The sequence below is a fragment of the Rhizobium sp. RAF36 genome (genome assembly GCF_052114105.1).
In the GTDB taxonomy this organism is placed as follows: domain Bacteria; phylum Pseudomonadota; class Alphaproteobacteria; order Rhizobiales; family Rhizobiaceae; genus Rhizobium.
In genome coordinates, this window is sequence record NZ_JBFREC010000009.1 from 46,133 (window position 1) to 66,535 (window position 20,403).

Sequence of the window (20,403 nt, forward strand, 5' to 3'; positions counted from 1 at the left end):
ATGAAAGCAAACTTAGCAGCATACTCCGCCCTCAGCCTTGCGATCATCCTCGAAGTGGCTGGTTCCATGCTCTTGCAAAGGACTGAGCAGTTCAGTCGCCTATGGCCCAGTCTTGGCACCGTTGGTCTCTACGCGGGCTCCTTCTACCTGCTCAGCCACGCCATCAAGTCGATGCCCCTTAGCATAGCCTATGCGCTTTGGGCTGGCATAGGCATCATCCTGACTGTCGCTTCCGCCACCATCTTCTTTCAGCAAACACTAGATTGGCCTGCGGTCTTGGGAATCTGCCTGATCGTGGGCGGCGTTCTAATCATCCAGCTGTTCTCTGGTGCCACTGGACATTGAGGGCATGAATACGACACGCCGACGGCCGGAGGCAATCAGGTGCGCGCTTCTTGATCAGACGGCTCGACTACTCGGTGACCAGGGGATTGGAATTGTGACCCACGAGGCGGTCGCTGCGGCGGCGGGAGTGAGCAAAGGGGCGCTTCTCCACCATTTTCCCACGAAGCAGTCGTTCCTCGACGAGACGGTAGCCAATCTGCTCAAGCGCGTTGACGCTGAGATCGACGCCCTTCTTGCATCCGACAGCATCCCCTATGGACGATTTACCCGCGCGTACGTCCAGGCTGCCTTTGGCGGGGTGACTTCCGGGCTGGATGCAGTGACTTCGAAGCTGCTGATGGCCGTGATCACTGGACCATCCCTTCGGCACCACTGGAGCCGATGGCTCGACGCTAGGCTTGACTACCATAGATCGACCGATTGCGACGCCAACCTTCATGTCGTTCGGTGGGCCGCGGACGGCGCTTGGCTGTCCTGCATGCTCGATACGACGAACGGCGCATCGCTCGATCTCGATGCAATCAAGGAGCGGCTGCTGGAGATGGCGCGGCCGGGATCCTCAAGGCCCCGACTCGCTCAGGCCGCAGGCTGACCCAATTCCACCGATTGGCTCAGATGGTCTTGCCAGTCCACGCCGGGAATCCTGTGTTGGAGATAGTCAGCCATTTGCGCGAGGGCGACCGATGCTGAGATCCCATCGGGTCGCAACCCCAGCTGCAGCCACAGCCCGTCAATCAGCGAGGTGATACCCAGTGCGGCGCTCTCGCGGTCTTCCGCCGGAAGCAGGAACCGGAGTGCACTCAGAAGGTTCGAACGCATCCTCGCATGAACGACATACTGGATTCGGGCGAGCTGGGGTTCCCTTGGCACCTCGGCGCACAGCGATAGCCAGGCATGACATATTGGCCGGGTGAAAAATGCTCCACTGAAGTTCCCTTCAATAATCGCCCACAGACGCCCGTCTGCACCCTCGGATTGGCGCATGCGCCAAACAACCTCGTCACGCAACAGAGCGTTTGAATGGCGCATCGCATGCTCGAACAGCTGCTGCTTCGACTTGAAGTAGTGAAGCACTATGCCCTTAGACGAGCCCGCCTTGAGCGCGACCTTCTCGATGGTTGCTCCTGCCATTCCTTCTGTCTGAAGGACCTCGTAGGCGACCTGCCTCAGTTCCCGGCGGCGAATAGAGCTGATCTTTGTGAGCTTCATGAGCCAAAACTTGACAGAATTGAACGGTTGGGTCAAGAATTGTCCCGCTGGTCAATTTTTCGAACACAGAGACAATTGGAGGGTGCGATGACGGCGCACGCTGCTACTTTTTCTCATCATTCCGCTGGGGTGATCGCAACCGACATTCGTCCCGGCGCAAGTTCGGCTGGATCGGATGGGAACGCCGATTGGCCCAGTTTGGGCCTTTGGGAGGCCGTTGCCAGCGCGACTGTCAGCGTGGGGTCCGGCACCTTCTACGACAGGCTCCTGGACATACTGGGTGCGCTTGTCAGATCCGATCTCCTCGCGCTTGTCAGGTACTCCAGCTTCGGTGCTCCGGACCTGATCATCCCACGAGAAAACCGGATTGATGTCGAACAGTCCTACAACGGAGGGCTCTACAAGCTTGATCCCTTCCATCACTATTGGCTGGCGCTCGCCGAACCCACTGTTGCGAGCCTGAGAAACTTGGCCCCGGCGGAGCTATGGGAGAGCAGCTACGCTCTCGACTTCCTTCGGGCCGCCGATGTCAGTGACGAGATTGCGTTGTTTCTTCCACCCATAGGCGGGGCTAGTCCGACACTCATACTCGACCGCGCGACGGGCACATTCACAGAGGCAGAGGTCGCGCGGGTAAGAAGTGTCTATCCGCTTGTCGCCAGTCTTCACAATGCACACATCGAAGCCATCATCAGCAAGGGTGTCACACATCGCGCCAATGAGAAGCCGTTCCGAATGCTGGACCGATGCGGTCGGGAACTTGCTGCCAACGATGCATGGCGTGAACTGATTGCTGATCCGCAAAGCGGCCTAGCCGACGTGCTCCGCCATCGAGTTCGCGAAGGCGCATTTAAAGTTCAGTTGCCGGATGGAAGGACTCTGACGCGATCCAACCTTGCTGCGGATTTCGGCGCGGCTCCCGAGGGGATGTGTGACGAGATCGAAATCGCGTCGACGCCCTCGTCGTCTAGGTCGTCATTCGGCTGGCTTGAAGCTCTTACCCAGCGCGAGCGAGAGATCGTGATCCTCACTCTGGAGGGGCACCCGATCGCGAGCATCGCGAAGCGGCTCGGTCTGCAGTGCGGTACGGTGAAGAACCATCGGCTTCGTCTTTATCAGAAGCTCGATATTACGACCGAACGCGAGCTCTTCTTGATGCACATGCGATATATTCAGGGCGTCGCACCCTGAGGGATGGTGACCTTCGGCACTATTGTCGGTGAGAGCGTTCAGTTGATACGAAATGTCATCGCTTGTTGATACGGAGCCTTCGATGACCTCAGCCGCGCCAGCCTCCATCCTAGCGTCGGGCACGCAACCGAAAGCATTACCTCCGATTTTGGTCGGGCGTCGTGCGGTGGTAACGGGCGCAGCACGGGGCATGGGCAAAGCGATTGCAGACGCGTTCGAAGAAGCGGGCGCCTCGGTGGTTCGGCTGGATGTCAAAGGGGATGAAAATGTCATCGCATGCGACGTCTCGAACGAAGAGTCCGTCAGGCGGACTTTCAAGGCGATCGCCGAAGCAGGTGCCATCGATGACATCGTTCATGCAGCGGCCATCGCCGTTGTCTCGTCGGTAGAAGACATGTCCGCGGCGGATTTCACCCGCCAGATAGATGTAAATCTCAAGGGTTCGTTTCTGGTCAGTCGTGAGGCTGCGCGCTATCTGCAGGCGGGCGGCAACCTGCTGTTCATTGCTTCGCAGGGCGGTCTCAAGGCATGGGGCTTATGGGGTGCTTACTGCGCCTCAAAGGCAGGCGTCCTTCGGCTTGCCGATAGTCTTACAGAGGAACTCGCGCCTCGCGGTATCCGAGTCAATTCGATTTCGCCCGGAAGCGTCGAGACCGACATGATCTCTACGACAATAGCCGACGTCGCGCGACAGACGGGAAGCGACCAGGAAAGCGTGCGCGCCCGGTACGAGGCGGCGATACCGATGGGGCGTTTCGCGCGCCCGGGGGAAATTGCTTCAGTTGCGGTGGCGATTTGCTCGAGCCTGTTCTCCTACGTGAACGGATCGAACATTGTTGTCGATGGTGGAGAGTTGTCGCGCTGATTTGATCTGATGCCAGCCCGGTTCTCAAATGTCCGGCTGTGGTGCTCGAAATTCCTTCCATAGGAGTGAAACCAGATGCGTACGAAAATTGCTGCAATGTTCTTCGCTATACTGGGCTGCTCGTCCGCCCATGCCCAGGATGCACCGGAATGTAAGAAAGTCCGGATCGCCGACCTCGGCTGGACTGATATCATGCTGACGAACAACACTGCCGAATTCATCCTCGATGCACTGGGCTACGAGGCCACTCAGACGCTGCTCGGCATGGATGTCACCTACATGAGCCTGAAAAACGGCGAGATGGACGTCTTCCAGGGTAACTGGCGGCCGTTCCAGGACGCGCAGTACAAGCCGTTCTTCGATCAGAGATCTGTCGAGGTCCTGGGCACAAACCTTGAGGGCGCAAAATTCACACTCGCTGTGCCGAAATACGTGGCCGACGCAGGAATCAAGGACTTCGGCGATCTGGCTAGCCACGGTGACCAGTTCGAGAAACAGATCTATGCGCTCGAGCCTGGATCAAACACGGTTCTCCTGGACATGATTGCCGCCAATCGCCATGAACTCGGGCAGTGGAAGGTGGTTGAATCCAGCGAAGCCGGGATGCTAACGCAGGTGAAAAGGGCGATTGCGCGCAAGCAATGGATCGTCTTCCTCGGGTGGGAACCCCATCCGATGAACCTGGATTATGACATGAGCTATCTGACGGGCGGCGACGTCGAGTTCGGTCCCAATTTCGGCGGCGCCACAGTGCGGACGATCGCCCGGAAAGGATACGCAAAGGCCTGCCCGAATGTAGCGAAACTGTTTTCCAATCTCGTATTCAATCTCGAGTATGAGAACCACGGGATGCAGATGATCATCGACCAGGGGCAGGACGCTCCAGTTGCTGCACGCGAGATGATGCGTCTCAACCCGCAGATGCTCGACAAGTGGCTTGCTGGCGTCACCACATTCGACGGCAAGCCTGCACTTCCGGTTATCAAAGGTGCGCTGGGTAGCTGAGTTCGCAGTCCGAGCACGGAACTGCTTGGCAGGAGCGTGCTCGGCTCACCCAGTCATTGTTCTCGCTGGCGGGAGAGAGGTCTCCTTCAATGACACGTTTTTCTTCAAAGACTGCACTGATCACGGGTGCGGGGTCCGGGATCGGGCGCGCGACAGCTCGTCTGCTGGCGAGCGAGGGAGCCACGGTTTTCCTTGCTGACATCGACATTGAGCGCGGTGCGCTGGCGGCACGGGAAATCGGCGAAGGTTCACATTTCGTCAAGCTGGACGTGACGAGCGAACGATCCTGGGAAAGCGTCATCAACACGGTGCTTAATATTGCGTCGAAGCTCGACATCCTCGTGAACTCGGCTGGCATCTGGAGCGATGGTGACTTCGTGACGTGTTCGCTTGCGGACTGGCAGCGCACGATGGAAGTCAATGCCACCGGAACGTTTCTCGGGTGCCGAACGGCAGTGGGCGCGATGAAGTCCAAAGGAAACACCGGAGCGATCGTGAACATCTCCTCCGTTTATGGGAATATTGCTGCGGACGATGCTGTGGCCTATGCCGCCAGCAAAGGCGCTGTCCGTCTTCTCACAAAGGGCGTGGCACTCTACTGCGCGGCGAACGGACTGCCTATACGCTGCAATTCAGTGCACCCGACCTACGTCGATTCAGAGATGCTAGACAGCTTCGGCGTCGAAGTAGGGGGACGCGAGATCGCATATGCCGCTCTAAGTGGCGCCGTACCGATGCGGAAGCTACCAGTTCCGCTCGACATCGCCGAGGCCATCGCATTTCTGAGCTCTGACGCCTCGCGGCTGATAACCGGGGTCGAATTGCCTGTCGACGGAGGGATGCTGGCAGGGATTGTGGCTCCGATCCGTCGTGCGGAGGGGAGTGAAGCCAGCTGATCGCCGATGGCCGTATTGGGAGTTTGGAATTTCAGGATCCGCATCGGCAAAGATACTGACCGTTCCTCACTTCGATATCGCCGGACCTTGTGTTCCGCCAAATCCTGTACGCGTTCTCGTCGGTCTGGCTGACATTGAAGCAGGAAGGATACTTCGAGATGTAGCTCAGCATCATCTGCGATGCTGAGACGCCCTGTACCTGTGCGAATTCGCATACGTAGACTGAGCGCAACGCGTCCGGCTCGAATGAGAAGGAAACCTTGTCGTGTTGCCGGGCACCTTCGGCAAGGATCGTTTGAAGTGGTTGGGCGTAGCCTTGGTCGTTCGTAAAGATCGATAGATGCGATGGATCGTCTGCGAAGAAATAGCTCCATCCTGCAAGGACGGCGGTGGTGGTCAATGAACTGATTACTATGGATCTCAAGTCTGTTGATTGCCACTGAGAACTGACCCGGCGTTTCCACCGAGAATTGGCTCTGACTCAGTTTTGCTGCTGTCTCGGATGAAAATTCTGCTGATTCACCGGAGGATCAGCTCATGCAACAGCGGTTTCCGATCGCGAGCCTCGCACCATCTGGCTTTGCAGTCGATGAGGTTGAAGTTGTCGCGGACAGTGTTCGAATTCGGCTGTGACCACGCCATCTCTCAGCGAGTGGCGTACCCAGCCACTGTCGTCGCGAGCGCCTTTGGTTGTGCGAGGACAGCCGACGATCTAGCATCGAATATAGTATGCATAGGGAGGTTGCGATGGGTGTTCAGGTGATGATGTGTCCGCGGGTTCGAGGCGATGGCGGTACGGCTGGTTGATCGAAGTAGGACAAGGGGCGCGGACAAGATGGCAATCGATGTGGAAAAGGTCGTCGGATTTGGCACCAATGATACCCTCGTGGCTCTGTCGGAACTTTCGGAGCCGATATACGAGCGGAAATTTTGACTATGTCGGTGGAGCGGGTCGTTCCGACAAGAACGACCCGCAGACGCTAAATCAATCGGCCACACTTGCCTTCATGAAGTATAACGGCATCACTTGATGTGCCAAATCGCCTGACGTTGTGGATGGTCAGAAAAATCTGCGATTTTGAGGGTCAATTCAATCTGCGACCTTTTCCACAGTTTGGGCAAGTCTGCGTTTCGATCTATCGTCAACCGTTGATAGTCGAATGGGTCATGCTAGCTCGGTTTGCGGAAAGCCATTGGTGGAACTGTAGACCCCGCCTTTGGTCAGAAGTGCCCATACAATACGCGCGGTTCTGTTGGCAATCGCGACTGCTGCCACCTTGTAGGGCTTTCGTTTTACAAGTGAAAGCAGCCAGTCATTCGGCCCCCCGCGCATTCTTGCGCGGGCGACAATCGGAAAGGCTCCAATGACTAGCAGCTTGCGGAGCTCCGCATTTCCCCTTTTCGAGATCCGGCCGTAACTCTGCTTGCCGCCAGACGAAAACGACCGGGGCGTAATGCCAGCCACGAAGCAAAGTGCCGGGCGCTCTTGAAGAGAGTTGCGTCAGGTACGAATGCACTGATCGAGGCAGCTGTGATTTTCCCCACACCTGGAATGGTCATGAGCCGCTGTATTGCGGCATCTTTCTTGACCTGGACATCGATCAACTTTTCGATCCCGCTGATGTGCTTGTTGATAGCGTCGATGTGCTGGTAGACACCACTCAGCACGGTGCGCGCGGTCTCTGGTAGGTGGCTCTTGTCAGAGCTCAAGATCTGCTTGAGTTTGACAACGTTGACGGCCCTAGACGGGACTACAAGTCCGAATTCAGCCAACAGGCCGCGCAACGCATTGATGGCGGACGTGCGCTGGCGAATGAATAGCGTTCGCGTTTTCATCAGGGTGGTGATCGTCTGCTGTTCGGAGCTTTTGATGGCGACGAACCGCATTCCTGGCTGCGTCGCGGCATTGGCAATAGCCTCGGCGTCGAGAGCGTCGGATTTCTCCCGTTTAACGAATGGCTTGACGTATTGCGCGGGTATAAGCAGCGGCGTGTGCCCCAACCTCTCAATTTCTCTAGCCCAATAATGAGCGCCGCCGGTTGCTTCCATTGCGACAACGCATCCACGCTGCTTCTTGAAGAAACCTGGCAATTCCGCTCTCGCCAGCTTGTGGCTGAAAACCTTGTCGCCGTCCTTGTTCATTCCGTGGACCTGGAAGACCTGTTTGGCGAGGTCCAGACCAATCGTGCTAACCCGTTCCATTTTCTCCTCCTTGGGATGATGGCGGGCTGATTATAGCTCGTTGGCCTCGACACGGGAGAGGAGTAAGAAGAAGAGGGCTGCCATCGCCCGATGGTGGGGCGGTGGGTGACCGCAAGTAGCCGCCCAGTACCGCTGGTTCGATGATCGGCGTTAGCCAGGGCAGGAAGAGACTACTGATGCGAACGTCTGCCTAAAATCAGGGTGCTCGCCGCGAACGAAAAGAAATCATCGCACTCCGGCTCGAAGCTCGGGCCACTCATGTCCAAACAGAAAACTCCGGGGCCTAACGATGGGCAAAGGCAATAGCGCCATGACGCCCCGCTGTCTGCGACGGCGACCGCGTCGGCCGGAAACGGGTTCACTGGCGGCTGGGGGCGTCCAGTTAGCGTCCTATAACTCAAGGATTGATAAGCTTGGAAGGATGTTTGAGTTTCGGCGCTTGATGCAGGCTCTGGATCATATACATTGAAACCGCGCGTTGTCGAGCCGATGCCAATCTTTCGAACGAACTCAAGATATTGATTTGAGATTCCAGGATGCTGCACGGCGATTACTGCTACTTGTTCATCCGATAACGGCTCTAAAGATGACAATTCCCCGCTTTCGTCGTAAGCGATGAGGTGCGCAATGTTTTCCAATATCTCGTGCTTTCCCTGTAATAGTGACGAGACGCCACCTACTTCATTTCCGACGCTTCCCGCACCAGCTTGTCAGCAAGCCCGGTGCCGCCGAAAGCGCCCTCGCTGAATTCAAAACCGATACCACGCGTGCAGCGGATCAGCCCTCCCATCAGAAGAAAACCGGCCTTCCATTCCGCGACTGACGATCGAAACGTCAAGCTAATGACAAAGTCGCCATACTCGAAACCTGGAGCCTTCATTCCCATTTTTCGGAGCTCGGTGTTCAATCTAGGGGTATGAGGTCATTCATGTCATTGGGGAGGACTGTCTGTCCATTTTCCTCTTTTACAGCGTATGCGAAGGACTCCTTGGCACTCAGCTGGATGATTGAAGTTTCCACCTCGACGGGCGCGCCCTGGTAAAGCAAATTAAGAACATCGCCAGAGACCCGCAGTGTCTTGTCTGGCTCTGATGGCGGTCTCGCCACAACGCGCACGGGATAGTCCAAGCCGGTTAGGCAGAGGTTGACATCGGCAATTGTCGGCCAGTCCGCTTGATGAATTGCCAAGTGATAGTCCGCGCCCAAATCAATTTCCATTGATTCTTTTGAGCAAGCATACGGCGGTTTTAGTAACTCGCAATGACTGGAGAAGATGCAGGCCACCAATCCTCGCCCCCACCGCCCTAACATCATCGGGTGGGTGGCTACGCGCCAATTGCGGACATTGCGGGCATCGCAAAACCGTCTATTTTGCGACGTTGCAAAAGTCAGGAAAACAACTGCCGCTTTAATCGGGGATTTCGCGACAAAAAAGAGAACCTCACTATGGAATCGATTATCGCGATTGGGACCATAAAAGATGTTGAGCCGTGGGCGGAACTCCGCGTTGTTGTGGCCGCATCACTCCCTTGAAGATCATCGCACTGAATTGAGCCGGGCATTTCTTTCAGAAAGTGGAGACGCCGTCGCGTTCATCGCTCGAAATTCTGCAAATGAAACTGTCGGGTTTGCTGAGGCCACTTTGCGACGTGATTATGTGAATGGATGCAGCAGTTCGCCCGTTCTATTCCTCGAAGGAATTTATATCAGGCCCGTTGACAGGCGGAAGGGTATCGCACGCCTGCTTTGCAATGCCGTTGCCGATTGGGCTAGGTCGCTTGGGTGTGTTGAGTTTGGCTCTGACACGCCGATAGAGAATTCCACCAGCCATGCGCTCCATACCGCATTAGGATTTGAGGAGACACAGCGCGTCGTGTTCTTCCGAAAGCCACTATAGGCCGGAGTTGCCCTTCCACGAGATGGTTCGCCGCACAAATCCTGGCTTATGCGATACGGCGCATGTAACAAGCAGCTATACCCTGACGTTACAATGTGATGCCAACGAACGGGCTTTGGGGCCGCAAGGCGGCTTAGCGGCAGAAGAGGCTTCAGCAGCACGAGATCTTTATTGTACGACGCAAGACAATAGCTAACCGCCACCTCTCGCTAGGACGCACTTTCAAAAGCAAGGATCGAATCCAAAATACGAGCTACAAGTTTCATTTGCTCTGCCGGCAGCCTCTGGATCAGTTGGATCACGCGCCGTCGTTCGTTTGCCTCTTCGGGCGTTGCTCCCCACAAATGCGGAGCTGCATCGAACAGGAAGTCATCTGGAAAAACCCTAAGCAATTCGCACATGTGCAGGATTTGGGTGGCATGAAACTTCGTCAGCGCACGCTCGTATCTGCCGTAGACCTGCTCCAACGAACCCAACAGCACAGCAAGCTCCGCGCGGGACAAATTTGCTGCAGTGCGTTGGCGCCGAGCAGCCTTGGAGATTGCTTGGTCCATCTGTTCTTGCCCGGCCACGGCGTTGAAACTCTTGCGCCGAAAGGTCAGTCTGCCCGACTTCGGATCGTCGACCGGTACCAGACCGTGATCAGCTACATAGTCGGAGACATCCACCATTTTCCCTGCTTTCATTTTGCGGCCTAAAGCATTAGCCAATTGAACGGGTGCTGGCTACCGGTTCGTTTTGGACAAACGCTGCCTGAGAGGGTTGGACGGCCGGTTAGACCGGCCGCCCGTAGAACGCTATTCCCGATAGTATTTTCTACAACGCCCATACTACACTTCGGCCTTTATCGCTGTGCGATTGGCCCATTTTTAACTCGGAAAGCAGCTGGCTTAAACAATCGAACGCGTTCACTATCGCAAGCTTCAATGCGGCCTAATCTACTTACTATGCGTTGCAACAAACGATTCTTTCGGGCTTGCGTCCATGGTTTTAGGACGAACCGGGTCTGAGTGAGGACGCCCCTTGGTAAACACCGCCCTTAGTTAGAAGGGCCCAGATCATCCGTGCCATTTTGTTGCAAAACGCAATAGTTGCTACCTTCTTCGGCTTTCGTTCAATCAAACGCCGCAACCAGTCATCCATTCTTCCAGTGACCCGAGCCGCTGCAATTGCCGCGGTGGCACCCGTGAAAAGCAACGCTCGAAGATTGGAATTCCCCATTTTGGAGATGCCTCGACTTTGTGTCGTACCCCCACTTGAATACGCTTTGGGAGTAAGGCCAAGCCATGCTGCAAACTGCCGACCGGACCTGAACGCGTTGGGGTCGGATACGAACGCTTTAATGGCAAGAGCGGTTTGAACACCAACTCCAGGTATGGTCATGAGACGCTGCAGCTCGGAATCTGCTTTTACCGCTTTATTCAGCAATTTATCAATTCGCCCGAGACGAGCGTTGATCGTCGCGATTTCCTCGCCGAGTTCGTCGAGCGCAACGCGAGCAATTGCTGGCAGCTCAATGTCGGGCTTGTCTCGGACTAGCTCGATCATCATCTCAACATCTTGACGACCGAGCTTGGTGGCCAAGCCGAACTCCGCCAAGTGACTGCGCGCCGCGTTGACGATCCTAGTCCTCTGCCGCACCAATAGATTTCTCACACGATGCAAAACCGCCAAACCCTGTTGTTCAGACGTTTTGATGGGAACGAAGCGAATATTTGTCCGCTTGAGAGTTTCGGTCACCGCAACTGCATCGTTAGCATCGGTCTTTCCGCGCGGCACGAAGGCCGTAACCAGTTGCGCGGGAATGAGCTTCACGTCATGGCCACGGGCAGCGATTTGCCTAGCCCAGTAGAACGATGTCCCGCAGGCCTCCATTGCCACGAGGCAAGGTGAAAGGTCGCTGAAGAACCCAAGAACCTCGGCCCGTTTTATCCTTCGATTGAAAAGCGTAGCGCCGAGGGCGTCTACTCCATGGACCTGAAAAACATCCTTTGCCACGTCGACACCAACAATCTTCGGATAGCTCACTTGATATTGCCCTCATTAAATCAGCGGTGCCGATGTAGATGGAAACCATTAAAGATGAAATGCGGCACTACCGACAGGTGTGCGAAACTTCAGTGCCATTTGTGGTACCGCGCCATCGCGGACCACGTTCAATCGTAAGCGGTATTTTCCTCGCATAACGACCAAGCACGATGAGGCTGTTCCGAAAGCTAGCTGCAACATTGACGGCAACAAAGGGGCGAGCAGCGGACATGTAACTGCCCCTTACAATTGAGTGGGTCGTTTATTCCTTGAAGGCGGGGAAAAACCGCGCCTGTGGCTTTTGTGAGGCCGGATCAGCTACAACGCAAAAGACCCGCGCCTGGATGGGCTGCGGGTCTAACGCTGGATAGGGGGCCAGTTTCAAACCTTCCTGCCGACTATAATCGGCCAAACCGATGTGGCTTTTATTGGGCCGTGACAGCCCCGCTGCTGCCGGCTGGCTAAAGCTCCGCCGCATCTGACGGTTTAAATTAAACGAGGGCTTGCAGTTCGCAAGCCCTCTGCCGACCTTCGTATCCGCCAAGACGCATCAGGACGACGGTTAGAGAATACTCGCGCCTGTGATGAGACGTATCACGAGATTTTAGGAGGTTGATGAGGTATGCGTTCATCAATTGCGTGCAAGACCTTGCTTCGCTGGGAATGAACCGCAGAGGCAAACGTGAAAAATCTTACCAAGGAGCAGCTTGAGCTGCTGGCGATGTTGGCAGACACAAACAAACTCCGGCACATGCCCAATGCGACGGCTTGCCTTGTGACTTTAGAGGAACTGGGACTTGTTGGCCCGGATTTTCAAGCGACTGAAGCTGGAAGGCGGATACTTGAAAGTCAGAGTCGGATAGACTACGCCGCAAGCTCCACTGAAAATTGCCCGACAGGGTGAGCTATCGGGCCGCGCCAAGTGTGGCGGCATTGCGGGTGTATCACTTCCCGCTCTGCTCTGGGTTCCCTTTTGGTCTAGCTTCCAAAAGGGCCATACGTATCAAGTACTCGATCAGCGCGTTTCCGTTAGTGCGGGCAAGCTTGGCACAGACGGTAAGGTGATCAACAAGTGGCTTCGTCATTTGATCCTCCGGTGCGTCCCCCGACACACATGAAGATTGTCTAATATAGCTTGAGTGAAGCTTAACGCGCTTGGGCAACCTTTTGCCTAGCCCTACCGCCCGAATCTAAACTTATCGAGTGATCAGCCTCTCAATGTCGGAAAGTCCCAGTTTCCTTTCAATCGATCGCGAGCTCCATTTAACAAGCTGTCATAGTCAGCTTTGGAAGGGGCGATTAATTGTTTTGCAAGGTCGGCCAACAGCCCATGCAACACAGCGCCCTCGGCAGTGCTTTCGAAACAAGAGGCCTCCGGTGTTGGCGACTTGCCGTCTTCGCACCACCGGGAAAGTAGCTCGAAGAGCACGATTGATTCATCTGGCGTGAGTTGGATTTGCGCAGTGTCCGGCGCTGAGTTCTGTTCAACTGTCATGACGCAAATTCGCACGTGCGGTGGAGGTCCGCAATGGGCCGAAAGTGGACCCCACCGCCCTAACTTCCCGAAACCGCCGTCCCTGTTACTAAGCACGGACGGCGGCTCTTGCACCCGGTACCAATCGGGGCTCCCTTGCTACGAAATTGGGGGAGCAATGGAAGGCTAGCGGAGATCGACCCGGCTGGCTTTCAAGTATTTGATATTTTGTTAGCCAGGACCCCACCGCCCCCTCATCATCGGGTGGGTGGCTACGCGCCAATAGCTGCCATTGCGCGTTACGGGAAATCTCCTATTCTCGCCCTTACTTCCGAGATCAGACAGAGGATCGACCTATGCCTGAAATAGACGGCGATTACGCTGATGTCGTCGAATGGCGACGTGATATCCACGCCCATCCAGAGCTTCAGTTCGAAGTCCACAGAACAGCCGAGTTGGTTGCCTCGAAGCTGAAAGAGTTCGGATGCGACGAGGTAGTGACAGGTATCGGCAAGACGGGCGTCGTGGGGGTTATCCGTGGGCGGCAGCAGACCAGCGGAAGGGTTATCGGCTTGCGTGCTGATATGGATGCTTTGCCAATCGAGGAAGAGACCGGAGCCAGTTGGGCATCCACCAACAAGGGTGTCATGCATGCGTGCGGGCATGATGGACATACAGCCATGCTATTGGGTGCCGCCCGTGCTCTCACCCGAACACGCGCGTTTGACGGCACGGCGATAGTAATCTTCCAGCCCGCCGAGGAAGGTGGCGGTGGAGGCAAGGCAATGGTTGATGACGGTTTGATGGATCGCTTCGAAATCAACGAGGTCTACGCCATGCACACGGAGCCAGGATTGCCAATCGGCCAGTTCAGTACTGCGAGTGGCCCCCTAGCTGCATCTGCGGATGGCTTTCGGATAAAAATCGACGGCAAAGGCGCGCATGGGGCATCGCCCCATGCCAGCGTCGATCCGCTCGTCGTCGGCGCGAATATTCTTCTGGCGCTCCAGACGATAGTGTCGCGCAACGTTCACCCGCGCCAGTGCGCTGTTGTCACAGTAGGCTGGATGGGTGGCGGTAAAGCTGGAAACGTAATTCCCCAGTCGGCCGAAATGGGAGGAACGACTCGGACCTTTGATCCGGCAACACGGGACTTGATTGAGAAGCGGGTAACAGAAATCGCCTCGTATGTGGCCGAAGCTTATGGTGCGAAAGCGACCGTTACTTACAAGCGGATGTTTCCGCCAACGGTGAATCATGCAAATGAAACAGCCTTCGCAGTCGATGTGGCGAGATCGCGGGTAGGAATGGAAAACGTCAACGGGTCTATGGAACCGTTGATGGGGTCAGAAGACTTTGCGTTTATGCTTGAGGCTCGCCCAGGAAACATCATGCTCATCGGTAACGGCGACGGCCCATCCGTTCACGACGCACGGTATGACTTCAACGATGCCGCAATTCCCTTCGGCGTAGATTATTTCATATCGATTGTGGAGCGCCGCTTGCCGTTGGAATGACCGCTAAGGGCCGATACCGGACCCTACCGCCCCATCATCGAATGTCGCGGAGCCTTTAGACCTTGCCCTAGCCGAAGAGGTCCGGCTCTTCCAACATCTCGCCCGCCTTGTCGATGATAGTGGAACCGTACGGCTCCCTCGAGACAATCCGGATCGCATCGTTCGGCGCCGGCCGCGCGAGATGCTGAGCTTCCTCCCAGGGAGCGCGCATCCAGATGTCGGTTTCCTCTTTCGTCAGCAGCAGAACCGGCATCGCCTTTTCATGGACCGGGGCGACGACCTCGTTTGGATCGGTAGTGATGAATCCATAGAGATCATCGGTCGTGATGCCGTCTTTGACCTTCCGAACGCTTTGCCACCCGGGAACGTGGATCCCGGCGAAGAACATCAGCTCCTTGCCCTCATTTCGGCCGAACCATGCATTCGGCGTCTTGCCGTCCGGTTCTTGGCTGAGCGGATCCGGCTCTGCGAAGGTTGTCACCGGCACTATGCAGCGGTGCTCGATCCCAAACCACCGGCGCCAGTGCGGCAGGTTGAGCTTGCGAACATTGGTCACCCCGCGATCCGGTTCCATCTTGATCAATTCGTCCATGTTCACGGGCTTGCCCTTGGCGACTAACTTGGCAGCGCGGCTCTCGGCCGCCTTTTTCTGGACGAAAATCGGAGAGGGCAAACCCCAACGAGCGTGGACGAGCTGTCTGTTGCCATCGGCGGTATTGCGAACGATGGGGCCAGCTTGGTCAGGATTCATCTGGTAGGCGGGCATGACGTTGATCAGGCTCTCGACGTCTTAAGCCCACTTCGACACCCAATCTCGATCTTCCATCCTGTAGAGATTACACATGCGCAGGCTATCCTCAGTTCGCGGAGCCGCACGGTAACGCAACGGAATTCGACTGCCAATGCCGTGCGTTCGCTACGCTCCGTTACGGTCCCAGGCACGGAAAGCGTGTTTCGCAGCGGTCGCCCTTAGGCGTGTTCATGCGCTCGCATCCCATGGCCATGCGACGTCGAAGCAGTGCAAAAGATGCACCGGTACCAAATTTCTCGACGAGAGCCTTCCGCTCGTAGCTCTGGCGCCGATCACAAATCGAGCACTCGACTTCGATCTGTGGGATGCGGATGTCCCGCAGCGTCGGACCACCGTCGTTGTCGGGCTTCGGTCTACGTTTGGGCAAATGTTTCTCCGGATTGCTAGGTCGAGGAATGGTGTCGGCGGCTAGCGCAGCATCTTTTGATAGATGAAGAAATTCCCTTTCGTGTTGCCGCATCGCTTGCACCGAAGACAGCGTGCAAGATCGTCTGTCCTGGTAGCGGGTGGATGGGCTTTTCGCAGGTCATTGATGTCGACGTTTCGGAAATAGCCACACTTGCAGAACCCGGATAGGACATACCACTCCGGCACGTTCCCAAGCTCCGTATCTGCCAGACGATGTGCATCTGGTGGAAACCGGAGGAATTCCATCCGGGACGGTAGTTTGTCGAGCGGCTCATAGGCGCTTAGTGGTATCGCCAGGCGGCACCGATTGTAGCCACCGAGATCAACACGGTTGCATTTAAGCGCGCGAGCCACAGCCACATGTGCGGAATGGATACTTACGTCGCCGATGCGGTCGAGGATGCTATTCACTCGTAGGACTTTCCGAAGCGCGCAGCCCGGACAGCGAACCACGACAGAATGGTCCCGATAAAACGAAAGCCATCGTATACCCGTCCGCCAAAATTCTGTCCGGTCTTCCATTCCGGAGATATGAAACAAAAGAAGAACATTGACAAGGTCATGCGGCGACAGGAAACGCCGCTCCAAGACGGCACCGTCCTGTCTCAGACAGGAACTAAACGGCTGGCATGTGTTTTCGAATGCAAGCGGCCCGCGGGTCGGGATCCCAGGCAGCGGCACCCCGGAGGATGCCGTCATGGGTCTGATGCTGAACGCCGTACGCCTCGCGAGTGGGCGAGGGCGCTGCTTGAAACTGCTGATATGGTTCGGACGTTGAGGATCGTGGTCGCTAGTGGCGTCGAGATCGCCTTGACGCCTTCTTGCTAGTCGGGTTTTTCCATCTGATCGACGTCCATGTACTTGGAAGCCACGCTGTCCGTGAGCCAGACGCCGTTCTCAGCTTGGAAGAACTGGATGCCGTCTTCAAACATGCTGCCCGCGGCCACAGAAAGAACGATCGGCTTCCCATACCTCGTACCCACGCTGACTGCCGTGTCTCGGTCTGACGACAGGTGCACGTGCTGGCGGTTGCCCGGCAACAGGCCCTTATTCTTGATAGACTCGAGATTGGTGACCGCGGTTCCATGATACAGCACGGCAGGGGGCTGATTTGGCGTTAGGCCGAGATCGACCTCGACGGAGTGCCCCTGCGCAGCCCGGATCCGCAAGCCGTCGCCGGAAACCGTGAACCGCTTCTTATTGTTGTTCTCGACGACTGCGTCGAGCATCGCTCGGTCGAGATCACGGAAGCCGGATGCCCGGATCCTTTCAATCAGAACGTCGATCGGGGTCCAGCCGCCGCTGTCGAGTACGACGCCGAACTTAGCTGGCTCGTGTCGGAGGATGAGGCTGAGAAATTTGCTGAGGTCTTTGGACATGGTGTTCTCGGTCAAGCGGAATAGGTACGCGCGTCCTACTCGTTGGGGTCGGATTCGTCACCTGGCGGCGTGCTTGGCGAAAGCGCCTGTAACGTGATCGGCGAGCTTCTCCTGCCTTTGATCCAAATTCGCGCAGGCGTCGCAGCAGTAGCGAAAACGTTTCGTGGGCGCGCTCTTGCTGAACGTCCAGTTGAGAATCTTCATGCCAAGGCTTTGGCGGACGTGTACTTTCGGGCCTTCGAAGTATTCAACAAGTTGCTCTCGGAAGCACTCCCTGGATGCAAGCAGAGTTGTCAGGTCTTCAATCTGAGCCAGCCGCTGCTGGAGCATCGAGCGTGCCGCCAACTCGTTGAGGCCGGAGCCGTTCGCGGTCTTGTCGGCCATGAAGCGAAGCAGGCCGACATCGCGGCTTGGACCTCCTCCGCCCTCTGTGAAAGTCACGGCAACGGACTGCCTGCCGTCGCGTCCAGCACGTCCGAACTCCTGCAGGTAGTCTTCGACAGAGGCGGGTTGCTGCCAATGGATCACGAGGCGAACGTCCGGCACGTCCAAGCCCATCCCGAAGGCATTCGTGCATATGATATGGTTCACGACGGGGCGGCTCTCGCCTTGAAAGCGCTTGAGGAGTTCCTGGCGCTCCCATTCCGTGCCAAGCTTGGAATGGTAGAAGGGGATGTCCGAGCCGTTGCTCCTGAGATCGGCCTGAAGTTCCTGTCCGATCCGCGCCGTCGGGACAAAGATCATCGTTTTCCGATCCCGAATGATCGGCAATCGCAGCAACGCCGCGATCTCGTGATGTCTTGCGGACGGCGATGCCTTCCAGCGGACCAGAGCGATGTTCGGTCGATCGACGCCGCGAACGAAAACCTCGGCATCCTCTATCCCTAGCGATGCCAGAATGCGTTTCTGCATGGCCTGACCCGCGGTGGCAGTGAATGCGAGGATCGGCGGTGAACCAAGCTTTACCCGGACTTCGGCGAGGCGGCCATACTCCGGACGAAAATCTCGTCCCCAGGCATCGACGCAATGCGCTTCGTCCACGACCAAAAATTCCGGTTCGCTTTCGGCGAGTGCCTTTCGCTCGGCATTACTTTTTACGAAGAAGCGCTCGGGCGCCAGATACAAGAACTTCAGCGCGTTGACCCCGAGCATGTCGTAGCGCAGTTCCTTCTCGGCAGCGCCGAGTGCACTGTTCACGAAGGTCGCGGGAATCTTCTTCCGCAACAGGCCGGAGACCTGGTCGCTCATCAGCGTCTTCAAGGGACTGACGACGAAGGTGCAGCCGCGACGCAGCAGGGCGGGGATTTGGAAACACAAAGACTTGCCGGATCCCGTAGGACTGACGACGAGCACGGACTTTCCGGCGAGCGCGGCCAAGACGATCGGAAGCTGCCCGTTGCGGAAATGCGAGACGCCGAAGAGGCGTAACACGGGACCGAAATTCATTCCGGCCTCGAGCCCTCGTGCATCCCGGTCGAGCCAGCGTGCCAGCCGCATCGCCCATCGCTCGATCGCGTGCTTTGCTAGGCCTCCTGCAAGGTTGGGATGGTGGGCGGCGTGGCAGCCGTCGCAAAGGGTCACCAGATTGGAAAGCTCGTCGGAGCCTCCCATGGATCTCGGAAGCAGATGGTGGACGTCGGCATCTCTCGAGCGGACCTTCGTCGAGCACGAAACGCATTTGTATCCATCGCGCGCGAGAACAAGACGGCGCGTGTCTTCCCAATGTCCCAACGGCGTCGGCTCAATCACGTTGCAGGTTGCTCATCCTGCCGGAAACTCCCTGCAAAAGGGTAACTTCGCTAGTGCAGGGCCATAAACAACGGCTGGACTACAAGCTGGTCTAGGACTTTTTGCTCGAACACTATCATGTGCAAGCCCGCCGGGGTGGCGCCACCGATGTTTCCAGACCCGACGTCGTTGAAGTCGATCCAAGCAGTCGGAGGCGGGGAAATTCCGTCGCGGCTTTCATCTTCTTGGAGACCGCCCCATTTAAGGGCGTCGTGGGTGCAGTTGATCCAAAGGATATCGTACATCGTCTTCGGCGTCGCAGTCAGTAGCTCGAACCGGAACGCATCCATTATGTCCACCAATTCGGCGACGTCCTCGTCGGACGGGTGAACCCCGTTTGGGTACTCGCTGAGGGGGAAGGATTCGAGAAGGATCGGAGTGCCGAATGCGAACATATTGAGCTGCCTGCGTTGTTTGTTTGATCCATCCACTAGGCACCGGAAATTAATGGGTTGTGATTTTCGAGCGCCCCCGTTCGTAAAGTTGTGGGCGGGGTAAAGCGTTCCTGAAAACAGATGTTCAAAATCAATCGGAAGGGGCACGGATTGCAGCCGGTGACCGGACCTATCAAGCTGAAAGATGCAGAGGAGGCGCCATTTTGAGCGACAAAGTCATTAGTGCCGACCAATTTCCCACCAGCGCCACTTGCGACTTCGGGAACATCGACTGGAACGAGATCGATGTCGATGGTTTTGAAATTCCGACTGGCAAGGCTGATAGACAAAAACTTCTGCGAGTCATACGAGACGAACTAACGGTTCGCATCGAGCGACACAAAGCATACGTGATTGCCAAACACTTTGAGAAACGAAGTGTCTCTCCTCCCGATCCTGCAACAATTCGAACTGACGGCTTGCTCAATCTGATGACTCGATTTCCGATCGTAAGGTCGCATAAACGTTAGTTGTGGCACTTACCCTCTCGTAACCGAGGGTAGACCATAACGTTTGAGGAAATCTGGCAAAAACTCCAAAATCTCACGGAAGAGGACGAGCCCGAAATGGCGGCGCTTTTTAACGCATGTTGGCCGTCCGCTCACCTTCTTCGCAATTTCTGGAACAATCACGAGGGCGACCTTAGTGACATTGAAGACGATTGGATTGCTGATCGCGTCGAGGATATTTGGGTAGCGAGATCTATCGCATATGCCTCGACCATGACTGGCAGTGGAAGTATCGGTACGGACGTGTTCAGCGACAGCCGCGGCGATTTCGGATACAGGTTCAATACTCCGGGATCCACCCCACGGGAACCGGATGTGTCCGCAATCGACTGGGTTGTTTATTGGTGGTGCATGGGAGCGTTCGAAGACTTCCAGAGGGACTGGAACCGACTGCTTGATTGGACCAAGTCACTCTACCGAAACGCAAGTTCCTAAGAAGGCAGGC

The 20,403-nt window shown here is 56.4% G+C and carries 21 protein-coding genes and 1 pseudogene; 9 read left to right on the top strand and 13 right to left on the bottom strand.

Annotated features, from left to right (window positions below):
* Both AB4Z25_RS24765 and AB4Z25_RS24770 read left to right on the top strand, forming a co-directional pair.
* Complete coding sequence (locus AB4Z25_RS24765) at positions 1–345, top strand: DMT family transporter (protein WP_442210000.1); 345 nt, start codon at positions 1–3, stop codon at positions 343–345.
* A 4-nt stretch (positions 346–349) separates the two neighbouring features.
* Positions 350–937, top strand: coding sequence for a TetR/AcrR family transcriptional regulator (locus AB4Z25_RS24770; RefSeq protein ID WP_442209760.1), 588 nt, complete (start codon positions 350–352; stop codon positions 935–937).
* On the opposite strand, the gene betI is transcribed toward AB4Z25_RS24770, so the two are convergent.
* Positions 922–1,554: a choline-binding transcriptional repressor BetI gene (betI, locus tag AB4Z25_RS24775; RefSeq protein ID WP_442210002.1), complete on the bottom strand. Its 633-nt coding sequence runs from the start codon at positions 1,552–1,554 to the stop codon at positions 922–924. The genes AB4Z25_RS24770 and betI overlap by 16 nt on opposite strands.
* An 87-nt stretch (positions 1,555–1,641) precedes the next feature.
* Here betI and AB4Z25_RS24780 point away from each other — a divergent pair, with 87 nt between their 5' ends.
* The 4 genes from AB4Z25_RS24780 (at position 1,642) to AB4Z25_RS24795 (ending at position 5,511) form a co-directional block, all read left to right on the top strand.
* A complete protein-coding gene (locus tag AB4Z25_RS24780; protein WP_442209762.1) occupies positions 1,642–2,745 on the top strand; it encodes a helix-turn-helix transcriptional regulator in 1,104 nt (367 codons plus the stop codon).
* Positions 2,746–2,827: 82 nt separating this feature from the next.
* On the top strand, positions 2,828–3,610 hold the full coding sequence (locus AB4Z25_RS24785; RefSeq protein ID WP_442209764.1) for an SDR family NAD(P)-dependent oxidoreductase: 783 nt from the start codon (positions 2,828–2,830) through the stop codon (positions 3,608–3,610).
* 75 nt (positions 3,611–3,685) lie between these two features.
* Complete coding sequence (gene choX / locus AB4Z25_RS24790) at positions 3,686–4,615, top strand: choline ABC transporter substrate-binding protein (protein WP_442209766.1); 930 nt, start codon at positions 3,686–3,688, stop codon at positions 4,613–4,615.
* A gap of 89 nt (positions 4,616–4,704) precedes the next feature.
* Entirely contained in the window at positions 4,705–5,511 is an 807-nt protein-coding gene (locus AB4Z25_RS24795; RefSeq protein ID WP_442209768.1) for an SDR family oxidoreductase, read from the top strand.
* Positions 5,512–6,676: 1,165 nt separating this feature from the next.
* On the opposite strand, the pseudogene AB4Z25_RS24800 reads toward AB4Z25_RS24795, so the two are convergent.
* The 4 genes and pseudogenes from AB4Z25_RS24800 to AB4Z25_RS24815 form a co-directional block, all read right to left on the bottom strand.
* Positions 6,677–7,713 (bottom strand): annotated as a pseudogene (locus AB4Z25_RS24800) (IS110 family transposase).
* Positions 7,714–7,883: 170 nt separating this feature from the next.
* Positions 7,884–8,351, bottom strand: coding sequence for a hypothetical protein (locus AB4Z25_RS24805; protein WP_442209770.1), 468 nt, complete (start codon positions 8,349–8,351; stop codon positions 7,884–7,886).
* Positions 8,352–8,389: 38 nt separating this feature from the next.
* The gene (locus AB4Z25_RS24810; RefSeq protein WP_442209772.1) at positions 8,390–8,593 is read right to left on the bottom strand and encodes a hypothetical protein; all 204 of its coding nucleotides are present in this window, start codon (positions 8,591–8,593) and stop codon (positions 8,390–8,392) included.
* A gap of 23 nt (positions 8,594–8,616) precedes the next feature.
* Positions 8,617–8,931: a hypothetical protein gene (locus AB4Z25_RS24815; RefSeq protein WP_442209774.1), complete on the bottom strand. Its 315-nt coding sequence runs from the start codon at positions 8,929–8,931 to the stop codon at positions 8,617–8,619.
* Positions 8,932–9,193: 262 nt separating this feature from the next.
* Here AB4Z25_RS24815 and aac(6') point away from each other — a divergent pair, with 262 nt between their 5' ends.
* Positions 9,194–9,610: an aminoglycoside 6'-N-acetyltransferase gene (aac(6'), locus tag AB4Z25_RS24820; protein ID WP_442209776.1), complete on the top strand. Its 417-nt coding sequence runs from the start codon at positions 9,194–9,196 to the stop codon at positions 9,608–9,610.
* A 209-nt stretch (positions 9,611–9,819) separates the two neighbouring features.
* Here the strand turns inward: aac(6') and AB4Z25_RS24825 are convergent, their stop codons facing one another.
* The 3 genes from AB4Z25_RS24825 to AB4Z25_RS24835 all read right to left on the bottom strand — a co-directional run bounded on the left by AB4Z25_RS24825 (position 9,820) and on the right by AB4Z25_RS24835 (position 13,133).
* Complete coding sequence (locus tag AB4Z25_RS24825) at positions 9,820–10,281, bottom strand: helix-turn-helix domain-containing protein (protein WP_442209778.1); 462 nt, start codon at positions 10,279–10,281, stop codon at positions 9,820–9,822.
* Between the two features lie 319 nt (positions 10,282–10,600).
* Positions 10,601–11,638 carry an IS110 family transposase gene (locus AB4Z25_RS24830; RefSeq protein ID WP_442209780.1) on the bottom strand — a complete coding sequence of 346 codons (1,038 nt, stop codon included), beginning with the start codon at positions 11,636–11,638 and terminating at the stop codon, positions 10,601–10,603.
* A 1,207-nt stretch (positions 11,639–12,845) separates the two neighbouring features.
* Positions 12,846–13,133, bottom strand: a complete 288-nt coding sequence (locus tag AB4Z25_RS24835; RefSeq protein WP_442209782.1) for a hypothetical protein — start codon at positions 13,131–13,133, stop codon at positions 12,846–12,848.
* Positions 13,134–13,468: 335 nt separating this feature from the next.
* Between AB4Z25_RS24835 and AB4Z25_RS24840 the strand changes: the two genes are divergently transcribed.
* Positions 13,469–14,629 carry a M20 aminoacylase family protein gene (locus tag AB4Z25_RS24840; RefSeq protein WP_442209784.1) on the top strand — a complete coding sequence of 387 codons (1,161 nt, stop codon included), beginning with the start codon at positions 13,469–13,471 and terminating at the stop codon, positions 14,627–14,629.
* A 67-nt stretch (positions 14,630–14,696) separates the two neighbouring features.
* Here the strand turns inward: AB4Z25_RS24840 and AB4Z25_RS24845 are convergent, their stop codons facing one another.
* From AB4Z25_RS24845 to AB4Z25_RS24865, 5 genes are all read right to left on the bottom strand, one after another.
* The gene (locus tag AB4Z25_RS24845; RefSeq protein ID WP_442209786.1) at positions 14,697–15,395 is read right to left on the bottom strand and encodes an SOS response-associated peptidase family protein; all 699 of its coding nucleotides are present in this window, start codon (positions 15,393–15,395) and stop codon (positions 14,697–14,699) included.
* A 160-nt stretch (positions 15,396–15,555) separates the two neighbouring features.
* On the bottom strand, positions 15,556–15,807 hold the full coding sequence (locus AB4Z25_RS24850; RefSeq protein WP_442209788.1) for a hypothetical protein: 252 nt from the start codon (positions 15,805–15,807) through the stop codon (positions 15,556–15,558).
* 865 nt (positions 15,808–16,672) lie between these two features.
* Positions 16,673–17,227, bottom strand: a complete 555-nt coding sequence (locus tag AB4Z25_RS24855) for an RNA 2'-phosphotransferase (RefSeq protein ID WP_442209790.1) — start codon at positions 17,225–17,227, stop codon at positions 16,673–16,675.
* Positions 17,228–17,284: 57 nt separating this feature from the next.
* Positions 17,285–18,976 carry a RecQ family ATP-dependent DNA helicase gene (locus AB4Z25_RS24860; RefSeq protein WP_442209792.1) on the bottom strand — a complete coding sequence of 564 codons (1,692 nt, stop codon included), beginning with the start codon at positions 18,974–18,976 and terminating at the stop codon, positions 17,285–17,287.
* 50 nt (positions 18,977–19,026) lie between these two features.
* On the bottom strand, positions 19,027–19,410 hold the full coding sequence (locus AB4Z25_RS24865) for a hypothetical protein (RefSeq protein ID WP_442209794.1): 384 nt from the start codon (positions 19,408–19,410) through the stop codon (positions 19,027–19,029).
* 203 nt (positions 19,411–19,613) lie between these two features.
* Between AB4Z25_RS24865 and AB4Z25_RS24870 the strand changes: the two genes are divergently transcribed.
* Positions 19,614–19,919: a hypothetical protein gene (locus AB4Z25_RS24870; protein WP_442209796.1), complete on the top strand. Its 306-nt coding sequence runs from the start codon at positions 19,614–19,616 to the stop codon at positions 19,917–19,919.
* Positions 19,920–20,403 lie beyond the last annotated feature (484 nt).

Excerpts from the sequence above, each read along its gene's own strand:
- AB4Z25_RS24785 (WP_442209764.1), top strand. The coding sequence starts at position 2,828 with ATGACCTCAGCCGCGCCAGCCTCCATCCTAGCGTCGGGCACGCAACCG.
- AB4Z25_RS24765 (WP_442210000.1), top strand. The coding sequence starts at position 1 with ATGAAAGCAAACTTAGCAGCATACTCCGCCCTCAGCCTTGCGATCATC.
- AB4Z25_RS24835 (WP_442209782.1), bottom strand. The coding sequence starts at position 13,133 with ATGACAGTTGAACAGAACTCAGCGCCGGACACTGCGCAAATCCAACTC.
- AB4Z25_RS24845 (WP_442209786.1), bottom strand. The coding sequence starts at position 15,395 with ATGCCCGCCTACCAGATGAATCCTGACCAAGCTGGCCCCATCGTTCGC.
- AB4Z25_RS24840 (WP_442209784.1), top strand. The coding sequence starts at position 13,469 with ATGCCTGAAATAGACGGCGATTACGCTGATGTCGTCGAATGGCGACGT.
- AB4Z25_RS24770 (WP_442209760.1), top strand. The coding sequence starts at position 350 with ATGAATACGACACGCCGACGGCCGGAGGCAATCAGGTGCGCGCTTCTT.
- choX (WP_442209766.1), top strand. The coding sequence starts at position 3,686 with ATGCGTACGAAAATTGCTGCAATGTTCTTCGCTATACTGGGCTGCTCG.
- AB4Z25_RS24795 (WP_442209768.1), top strand. The coding sequence starts at position 4,705 with ATGACACGTTTTTCTTCAAAGACTGCACTGATCACGGGTGCGGGGTCC.
- AB4Z25_RS24865 (WP_442209794.1), bottom strand. The coding sequence starts at position 19,410 with ATGTTCGCATTCGGCACTCCGATCCTTCTCGAATCCTTCCCCCTCAGC.
- AB4Z25_RS24825 (WP_442209778.1), bottom strand. The coding sequence starts at position 10,281 with ATGGTGGATGTCTCCGACTATGTAGCTGATCACGGTCTGGTACCGGTC.
- AB4Z25_RS24810 (WP_442209772.1), bottom strand. The coding sequence starts at position 8,593 with ATGAAGGCTCCAGGTTTCGAGTATGGCGACTTTGTCATTAGCTTGACG.
- AB4Z25_RS24855 (WP_442209790.1), bottom strand. The coding sequence starts at position 17,227 with ATGTCCAAAGACCTCAGCAAATTTCTCAGCCTCATCCTCCGACACGAG.
- AB4Z25_RS24780 (WP_442209762.1), top strand. The coding sequence starts at position 1,642 with ATGACGGCGCACGCTGCTACTTTTTCTCATCATTCCGCTGGGGTGATC.
- betI (WP_442210002.1), bottom strand. The coding sequence starts at position 1,554 with ATGAAGCTCACAAAGATCAGCTCTATTCGCCGCCGGGAACTGAGGCAG.
- AB4Z25_RS24815 (WP_442209774.1), bottom strand. The coding sequence starts at position 8,931 with ATGGAAATTGATTTGGGCGCGGACTATCACTTGGCAATTCATCAAGCG.